General features: G+C 72.8%; 5 protein-coding genes. 1 reads left to right on the top strand and 4 read right to left on the bottom strand.

Features of this window, described 5'->3' with window-relative positions; genetic code table 11:
• On the bottom strand, nucleotides 1-2,602 hold a 2,602-nt coding region (locus ONA70_RS31920), incomplete at its 3' end, for an NAD-glutamate dehydrogenase (protein WP_265010208.1).
• Nucleotides 2,603-2,890: 288 nt separating this feature from the next.
• On the opposite strand from ONA70_RS31920, the gene ONA70_RS31915 reads away from it, so the two are divergent.
• On the top strand, nucleotides 2,891-4,852 hold the full coding sequence (locus ONA70_RS31915) for a penicillin-binding transpeptidase domain-containing protein (protein WP_265010207.1): 1,962 nt from the start codon (nucleotides 2,891-2,893) through the stop codon (nucleotides 4,850-4,852).
• Nucleotides 4,853-4,956: 104 nt separating this feature from the next.
• Here ONA70_RS31915 and ONA70_RS31910 read toward each other — a convergent pair whose 3' ends face one another.
• The 3 genes from ONA70_RS31910 to ONA70_RS31900 form a co-directional block, all read right to left on the bottom strand.
• Complete coding sequence (locus ONA70_RS31910; RefSeq protein WP_265010206.1) at nucleotides 4,957-6,282, bottom strand: arginase family protein; 1,326 nt, start codon at nucleotides 6,280-6,282, stop codon at nucleotides 4,957-4,959.
• 65 nt (nucleotides 6,283-6,347) lie between these two features.
• Nucleotides 6,348-7,268 (bottom strand): tetratricopeptide repeat protein, encoded by a 921-nt coding sequence (locus ONA70_RS31905; RefSeq protein WP_265010205.1) that lies wholly within the window; start codon nucleotides 7,266-7,268, stop codon nucleotides 6,348-6,350.
• 115 nt (nucleotides 7,269-7,383) lie between these two features.
• Nucleotides 7,384-9,037 (bottom strand): acyl-CoA mutase large subunit family protein (locus ONA70_RS31900; RefSeq protein WP_265010204.1); only part of this gene is annotated, 1,654 nt, incomplete at its 5' end.

Below are 9,037 nucleotides of genomic sequence, written 5' to 3'. Positions count from 1 at the left end.
GCTCCGGCACGGCCTGCGGGTCCAGCTTGAACGCGACGAAGGACTTGGGCCGACCGCCGACGGGCTTCTGGTAGAAGCTGGTCCGCAGGGTGGCCTGGATCAACGTCAGGTACGACCGCAGGATCCGGTCCTGGTCGAGGCTGGCCACGCCGTCCAGCGCCTCGCCGATCGCGTTGACCAGCTCACCGCTGCGCTGCCGCCGCTCGTCCATGCTCGTCGCGCCCGGCGCGAACCGGGTCTCGAAGAGCTCCACCAGCAGGGAGGCGATCGTCGGGTACGCGATGAACGTCTGCTCCATGTACTCCTGGGAGAAGACGGTGCCCGCCTGCCGCAGGTACTTCGCGTACGCCCGGAGCACCACCACCTGCCGCCAGGTGAGCCCGGCCCGGAGCACCAGCTCGTTGAAGCCGTCCACCTCGGCCTCGCCCCGCCAGGCGGCGGCGAAGGCGTTCTCCACGTGCGGCCGCACCTCGGCCAACTCCTGGTGCGCCTCGGGCAGTTGCAGGCCGAAGTCGTACAGCCAGATCCGGCCGTCGACCCGCTCCACCTCGTACGGGTGCTCGTCGACCACCCTGACGCCGAGCGAGTGCAGCACCGGCAGCACCGCGGAGAGCATCATCGGCTCGCCGTACCGGTAGACCTTGAACCGGACGTCCATGGTCTCGTCGGTCTCGACCGGCCGGCCGGCGCCGTTCGTGCGCGGCGCGAGCTGCTTGCGGAACAGGTGCATCTCGAGCTGGCCGGGCTCCTCCAGCAGCTCCAGCTTGGCCAGGTCCTTCATCGCCTCGTACGGCGTGTGCCCGTCCTTGTAGCCCTCCGGGAACGCGTCGGCGTACCGGCTGAACAGGTGCTTGGCCTGCTCGTCACCGAGCTTGCGCTCCAGCACCAGCCGGTAGTCGTCGTCCCACAGCCGGGTGGCGTCGGCGAGCTCCTCGGCCAGCAGGTCGGCGTCGATCTCGCCGGGCGGACTGCTCGGGTCGGTCCGGACGATGAAGTGCACCCGGGCGAGCATCGACTCGGTGACCCGGGTGGTGTAGTCGACCCCGACGCCGTTCAGCTCGCGCAGCAGGATGTCCTGCATGCGCAGCCGGTTGTGGGTGGTGAACCGGTCCCGGGGCAGGTAGATCAGGCAGGAGATGAACCGCCCGTACCCGTCCCGCCGCAGGAAGACCCGCAGCTGGCGGCGACCGGCCATCCGCAGCACGCCGATCACCGCGTGGTAGAGGTCGTCGGTCTTGATCTGGAACAGCTCGTCGCGCGGGTACGTCTCCAGGATCTGGAGCAGGTCCTTCCCGGAGTGGCTGCGCAGGCTCAGGCCCGAGCGGTCCAGCACCTCGGCGACCTTGCGCCGGACCACCGGCAGCTCCTGCACGCTGGTCCGGTACGCGGCGGTGGAGAACAGGCCCAGGAAGCGCCGCTCCCCGACGACCTCGCCGGCGTCGTTGAAGATCTTGAAGCCGATGTAGTCGAGGTAGGCCGAGCGGTGCACGGTGGCCCGCGAGTTCGCCTTCGTGATGATCAGCAGGCGCTTCTCCAGCACCTTCTCGTGCGCCTCGGGCGTCATCGACGAGAGCGCCCGGGCCTCGGGCGAGTCGGACCGCAGGATGCCCAGGCCGGTGCCGAGGACGGCCTCGAGGGCCCGGCCGCCGTCCGCGCCGTCGGCGTCGGTGTCGACCAGCCGGTACTCGCGGTAGCCGAGGAAGGTGAAGTGGTCGTGCGCCAGCCAGCGCAGCAGCTCCACCGAGTCGGTGATGTCCTTCTCCGGCACCGGCGGCCGGTTGTCCGAGGTGCGCGCGGACGCCAACTCGTCGGCGAGCGCGAGGGCCCGCTGCCGCATCTTCGGCCAGTCCTCCACGGCCTCCCGGACGTCGGTCAGCACCCGCTGCAGCTCCCGGCGCAGCTTCTCCCGCTCGGCCGGGTCACGCACCGGGTCGATCTCGATCCGCATCCAGCTCTCGACCAGGTCACCGGCGATGGCGTCGTCCGGCTCCACGTCGGCGGAGACCTCGGTGAGCCGGCCCAGCGGCTCCCGGCGGACCACCACCAGCGGGTGGACCAGCAGGTGCACGTCGAGGTGGTGCGTGTTGAGCAGGGCGGTCACCGAGTCGACCAGGAACGGCATGTCGTCGGTGACGATCTCGATCACCGTGTGGTGCTGGTCGACGTCCGGCTCGTGGATGCGTAGCTTCAGCTCGCCCGGTACGCGCTGCTGGGCCAGGTCCCGGTGGGCCCGGGCGGCCTCGAGCATCTCCTCGGCGGTGAAGCCGATCAGCTCCTCGTCGGGCGCGAACCGCCAGAAACGACTGACCAGCGTCGCCGCGCCGTGGTCATCACCGGCCAGCGCGACCGCCTGGGCGACCAGGCGCTCGGCGTTGGGCACCGGCTCGTCGAGCTCGGCGTCCTCCGCGTCGTCACCCAACGCCTGCGTCGGCAGGCCCAGGTCGTACAGGGTATCGATGCTGGAACCGGTCATCCCGGTTGTTCCTGTGTCGAGACGGCTGAAACCGTCCCCGTCGGTCGCCGAATCGAAGCTGTCATCGTCCCGGCTGGTGTCAGCCTGCCGGAGGTCGGGTCCCGGTTTGATCGCCGGACGCCGGTCCATCGGTGCCACTCCCCTCGACCCACCGCGTTGTGGGTCACTCTCCCGCCCAGCCTAGGCCCTGCCGCTCTGCGCGTTCGTCGGCGGACCACCGGCTGGACGTCCGGATCGGGACTCTGTCCTTTCACCCGTTGCGGGTACGTGGTCGGCCGGTCGCGGAGTACCCGGACTGGCGATGTTCATCACCCTGCCACAGGCCGCTCTTTGCCCGGTCAAGGGCCTTGACGGGGCGGTGGGGAACGGTCCGCCGTACTAGCGTGCAGGGCAGTTTCGAACCGGAGGGAATCCTTCATGCCCGTGTCGTACCCCGTCCGCCGCCATCTCTCCCCTCGCCGGCCGATCCTCGCGGCGCTGGCCGCTGCCGCGCTCGCCGCGGGTGCGCTGGTCGGCTGCTCGAGCGAGGACGGCCCGGAGGCCAGCGTTGACGCGTTCCTGAAGGGCTGGCGCTCGGGAGATCTCCAGTCGGTCGGCTTCGTCGACCCGATGGGCGCCAAGATCCCGGCCACCGAGGTGACGAAAGAGATCAAGTCACTCTCCGGCGACCTGGCCGACACCCCGCCGGAGCTGACGCGGGCCGGCGACGCCAAGATCACCGCCGACCTGGCCACCGCGCGGGTCCAGGTCACCTGGACGCTGCCGGGCCGGACCCGGTGGTCCTACGAGAGCCCGGTACGCCTCAAGCGCGGCGGCGACGACCGGTGGCAGGTGATCTGGGAGCCGGCCGTGGTCCAGGAGAAGCTGGAGAAGGGCGACCGACTCGCGCTGCGCCGCGACAGCGCGACCCGGGCCGGCATCCTCGACGGCGCGGGCGCCCCGATCGTCGCGCCCCGCCCGGTGGTCCGGGTGGGCGTGGAGCCCCGGAAGGTGACCGACGTGCAGGCGCTGGTGAAGGAGTTGGACGCCGCGTTCAAGGCGATCCGGCCCGCGCTCGTGCCGCCGGTCGACCTGTCCGACCTGCCCAAGCGCATGGCCGAGGCCGATCCGGGTGCGTTCGTCGAGGTGGTGACCCTGCGGGACGAGGCGTACCGGCAGATCAAGTCGCGGATCTACGATCTGCCCGGCACCAGCTTCCCCACCGACAAGCTCGACCTGGCCCCGACCCGGGAGTTCGCCCGGGCGCTGCTCGGCTCGGTCGACCCGGCCCAGGCCGACGACCTCCAGGCCCACCCCGACAAGTACGTCCGGGGCGACCTGGTCGGCCACGGCGGCCTCCAGGGCCGGTACGACGACCGGCTGCGCGGCACCCCCGGGCTGACCGTGGTCCCCGAGCACCCCGCACCCGACGGCAGCACCGCTCCCGACCCGCTGGAGGTGTTCCGTGCCGAGCCGAAGCCCGGCCAGCCGCTGAAGACCACCCTCGACGTGGCCACCCAGAACGCCGCCGACGCGGCGCTGCGCGGCGAGCGCCGACGCTCCGCCCTGGTGGCCGTACGGATCAGCGACGGTGCGGTGCTGGCCGCCGCGAACGGCCCCGGCCCGGCCGGCGAGAACCTCGCCTTCGGCGCCCAGGTGCCGCCCGGCTCGACGTTCAAGATGGTCAGCGCGCTCGGCCTGCTCGACCGGGGCGCGGTGACCCCGCAGGCGACGGTGGCCTGCCCGAAGACGTTCGTGGTGGACGGCCGCTCGTTCAAGAACTCCGACAACTTCGCGCTCGGGTCGGTCCCGTTCGCCACCGACTTCGCGAAGTCCTGCAACACCGCCTTCGCCTCCCTCGCGCCGAAGCTCGGCCCGGACGGGCTGGCGCAGGCCGGGCGCAGCCTCGGCCTGGAGAGCGAGTGGGACCTCGGGGTGGACGTCTTCACCGGCAAGGTCTCCGCCAACGGCTCGGCCACCGAGCAGGCCGCCGCCGCGATCGGCCAGGGCACCACCGTGGTCAGCCCGCTCGCCATGGCCGGCGCCGCCGCCGCCGTTTCCCGCGGCCGCTGGGAGCAGCCGAAGCTGCTGCTCGATCCCGCGCCGGCGAAGCCCGCCCCGGCCGGCCCGGCGCTGAAGGCCGAGTCCGTGGCGGCGTTGAAGACGATGATGCGGGCGGTGGTCACCGGCGGCACCGCCAGTGCCCTGAAGGACGTCCCCGGGGAGCCGGTGTACGGCAAGACCGGCACCGCCGAGTACGACAACAACCCGGCGCACACGCACGCCTGGTTCGTCGGCTGGCAGGGCGATGTCGCGTTCGCGGTCTTCGTCGAGCAGGGCGGCTCGAGCACCGCCAGCGCGGTCCCGATCAGCGAACGTTTCCTCCGCGCCCTCCGCTGAGGCCGTCCCGCACGCGCCGCTGTGCGGCAGGTCGCCCGATGCCGGGCGCCGGAACCACGGATCGCCCTCAGGTCGGGTGGATCAAGTTCGGTGAGCCGGCGTCGTCAGGCGATGTCCGCACCAGGCCTGGTCGGCCCGGCCTCGCCAACCGGCGTCGACGGCTCGCCCTCGGCGACCGGCACGCGGCGCAGCAGGCCCGGCCCGGCCGACGCCGACGGCCCGACCGGCTCCGCACCCTCGGCGGGTTCCCCTCCCGACACCCGGCGCAGCAGGCCCGGCCCGGTCGGGCCGATCGGATCCCGGCCTTCGGTGGACGGCCGGTCGCCGTGCCCGGCGGCGCGGCCGTCCACCGGCTCGGACGGAGTCGGGTCGGGCCCGATGGGCTCCACGGCGACCGCCGGGGCCGGCACGGCGGCCGGCGCGGGCCGGACGGGCCGCTCCGTGGGGCGCCCGTTGCCGGCCCGGGGTGCCGGCGCGACCGGGCCGGGCGGCAGCAGCCGCGGCGGCACCGCGCTCGGCGCGGAGACCGGGGCGAGCCCGGCCACCACGGTGTTGACGATCTCGGCCGCGTACGAGCCGTCGGGGTCGTAGTCGGGGTCGAAGACGGTCAGCTCGACGCCCAGGCAGTGCGGGGTGTCGACCAGGCCGGCGAGCAGGATCTCCAGCTCGGCGAAGGCGATCCCGCCCGGGTCGGGCGCGTCCACGGCGGGCAGCACCGCCGGGTCGAGCACGTCCACGTCGATGTGCACCCAGTAGCCGGCGCAGTCCGCCAACTGCTCGTGCGCCCACTGGGCGGTCCGTGCCGCCCCTTCGGCACGCAGCGCCGGGACCGGCCGGGTGGTGATGCCGGCGGCCTGCAGGTCGAGGCGGTACTCGTCCTGCGCCCGGATGCCGAGCACCACCACGTCGATGTCGCGGAAGTAGGGGCGTCGGCCCTCAATGGCGGCCAGGTCGGCCTGCCCCCGGCCGGTGACCAGGGCGAGATCCTCCCCCGCCGCCGCGCCCACGTACGAGGCGTTGCCGGGGTGCCGGAAGTCGGAGTGCCCGTCGACGAAGACCAGGCCGATCCGGCCGCCGACGGCCTCGCCGAGCCGGTGCATGGCCAGCGCCGAGCCGAGCAGCACCGAGCAGTCGCCGCCGAGCACCAGCGGGAACTCGCTCCGGTCGATGATCGCCCCGATCCGGTCGGCCAGCGCCACCGAGTACGCCGAGATCTCCCGGGCGTGGCAGACGCCGTCACCGGGGCGCCAGTCGCCGGGGTCGTACCGGGGCGGGGTGAGGCAGCCGGCGTCGCGGGCCCGCAGCCGGGCGAGCAGCCCGTGGTCGCGCAGCGCGCCGGGTGCCTTGGCACAGCCGGGCACCGAGGTGGACGTGGGCGGGCGCAGGCCGAGGTTGGTCGGCGCGTCGAGGACGGCGATCCGGCGCATCATGAGCTCCCGTCCTCGGTGGTCGGGCGGGCCGGCCGGTACGCCGGCCCGCGCTGGCGTGCTACGAACTAGAACAACGCGCTGGCCAGGGCCCGGCGGGCGGACGCCACGGCGGGGTCGTCCGGGCCGGCGATGGTGAACAGCGAGACGAGGTGCTGGCGGGCCTTCTCCCGGTCGTCCCCGGCGGTCCGCCGGACCAGGCCGACGAGCCGGGCGTACGCCTGCTCGGCCAGGCCGCTGAGCACCTCGATGTCGGCGGCGAGGAACTGGGCCTCGACGTCGTCGGGGGCCTGCTCGGCGGCGGCGAGCGCGGCCCGCGGGTCGGCGCCGGCGACCCGGCGGGCGACCCCCACCTGGGCCAGGCCGGCCTCGGCCGCGGCGTCCGTCGGGCTCTCGGCCAGGATCTTCCGGTACGCCGTCTCGGCGGCGTCGAGGTCGCCGGACATCAACGCGTCGTCGGCCTCGGTGAGCCGCGGGTCCTCGGGTTCGGCGACAGTCACGCCGCCGGCCTTCAGGACGGCCTGGATCCACTGCCGGAGCTGGGCCTCGGGCACGACCCCGGAGAAGGCGTCGATCGGCTGCCCGCCGACCACCGCGTAGACCATCGGGATGCCCTGGACCCGGAACATCTGGGCGAGCCGCGGGTTGGCGTCCACGTCGATCCGGGCGAGCACCCAGGCGCCATCACCCTCGGCGGCCAGCCGCTCCAGCACCGGCGACAGCTGCTTGCAGGGCTCGCACCACTCGGCCCAGAAGTCCACCACCACCGGGGTGGTCAGCGACCGCTCCAGCACCTCGGACTGGAAGGTCGCCTCGGTCACGTCGATCACGGCCACGCCGCCGCCTGCCGCAGGGCCGCCGGGAACACCGGCGGGCGGGCCGGCCTGGGCCGGGGTGGCGGGACGGGAGGGTTCGGGGGTGCCGCGCAGCGCGCTGAGGTCGACCGCGCCGCGGGTGAAGATCGACGAGGTGATCCGTGGGTCGCTCATGGTTATCTAGTCTCGCACGTGTCCCGCCGAACTCAGATCAACCGCGACGGCGACAGTTGCAACTCTCACGCCTGGTCGGTGCCGGTGCCGGGAGACCCGGCACCGGCCCGACGAATCAGAAGCGGGCGGGCTCCCGGTAGACGCCCCACTCGGCGCGCAGCGCGTCGCAGATCTCGCCCAGAGTGGCCTCGGCGCGGACCGCGTCCAGCATCGCCGGGATCATGTTCTCCCCGGTCCGGCTGACCTCGACCATGCGCTGCACGGCCGCCTTGACCGTGGCGTCGTCGCGGCCGGTCTTGCGCTCGGCCAGCACCCGGCGCTGCTCCAGCTCGACCTCGTGCGAGATACGCAGGATCTCCAGGTCCTTGGCGACCGTGCCGGTGTGGCAGTTGACCCCGACGATCCGCTTGTCGCCCTTCTCCAACGCCTGCTGGTAGGCGAAGGCCGACTCGGCGATGTGGCCGGTGAACCAGCCGTCCTCGATGCCGCGCAGGATGCCCGAGGTCATCGGGCCGATCTTGTGCGGGCCGTCGCCGCCGAGCTGCCTGATCCGGGCGAAGATCTCCTCCGCCTCGGCCTCGATCCGGTCGGTCAGCGCCTCGACGTACCAGGAGCCGCCGAGCGGGTCGGCCACGTTGGTCACCCCGGTCTCCTCCATCAGCACCTGCTGGGTACGCAGGGCGATCTCGGCCGACTCGTCGGTGGGCAGCGCGAGGGTCTCGTCGAGGGCGTTGGTGTGCAGCGAGTTGGTGCCGCCGAGCACCGCCGCGAGGGCCTCCACGGCGGTCCGCACCACGTTGTTGACCGGCTGCTGGGCGGTCAGCGACACCCCGGCGGTCTGGGTGTGGAACCTCAGCCAGAGTGCCTTCTCGCTGGTGGCGCCGTACACGTCGCGCAGCCAGCGGGCCCAGATCCGGCGGGCGGCCCGGAACTTGGCGATCTCCTCGAAGAAATCCACGTGCGAGTCGAAGAAGAAGCTGAGGCCCGGGGCGAACACGTTGACGTCCAGGCCACGGGACAGCCCCAGCTCGACGTAACCGAACCCGTCGGCGAGGGTGTACGCCAGCTCCTGCGCGGCCGTGGCGCCGGCCTCGCGGATGTGGTAGCCGGAGACCGAGAGCGGCTTGTACCTCGGGATCTCCCGGGCGCAGTACTCCATCAGGTCGCCGATCAGGCGCAGGTGCGGCTCCGGGTCGAAGAGCCACTCCTTCTGCGCGATGTACTCCTTGAAGATGTCCGTCTGGAGCGTGCCGTCCAGGGTGGACAGGTCGGCCCCCTGCCGTTCGGCGGCGACCAGGTACATGCAGAAGACCGGCACGGCCGGGCCGGAAATGGTCATCGAGGTGGTCACGCCGGCCAGGTCGATGCCGCCGAACAGCACCTCCATGTCGGCGGCCGAGTCGATGGCCACGCCGCAGTGGCCGACCTCGCCGAGCGACTGCGGATCGTCGGAGTCGCGGCCCATCAGGGTCGGCATGTCGAAGGCGACGGAGAGCCCGCCGCCGCCGGCCCCGAGGATCATCTTGTACCGCTCGTTGGTCTGCTGCGCGTTGCCGAACCCGGCGAACTGACGGATGGTCCAGGTCCGCCCGCGGTAGCCGGTCGGGTAGAGCCCCCGGGTGTACGGGAACTCGCCCGGCCAGCCGATCCGGTCGAAGCCCGGGTAGGCCACGCCCTCCGGCGGGCCGTAGACCGGGTCGACGGTCATCCCGGAGAGCGTGGTGAAGTCCGCGTCCCGCTTGCGGGCGGCGTCGTAGCGGGCCTGCCAG

This window comes from Micromonospora yasonensis (assembly GCF_026013475.1).
Classification (GTDB): Bacteria; Actinomycetota; Actinomycetes; order Mycobacteriales; family Micromonosporaceae; genus Micromonospora; species Micromonospora yasonensis.
Note: the sequence above shows the minus strand (reverse complement) of the source record. Positions and strands in the feature narration are given on the sequence as shown.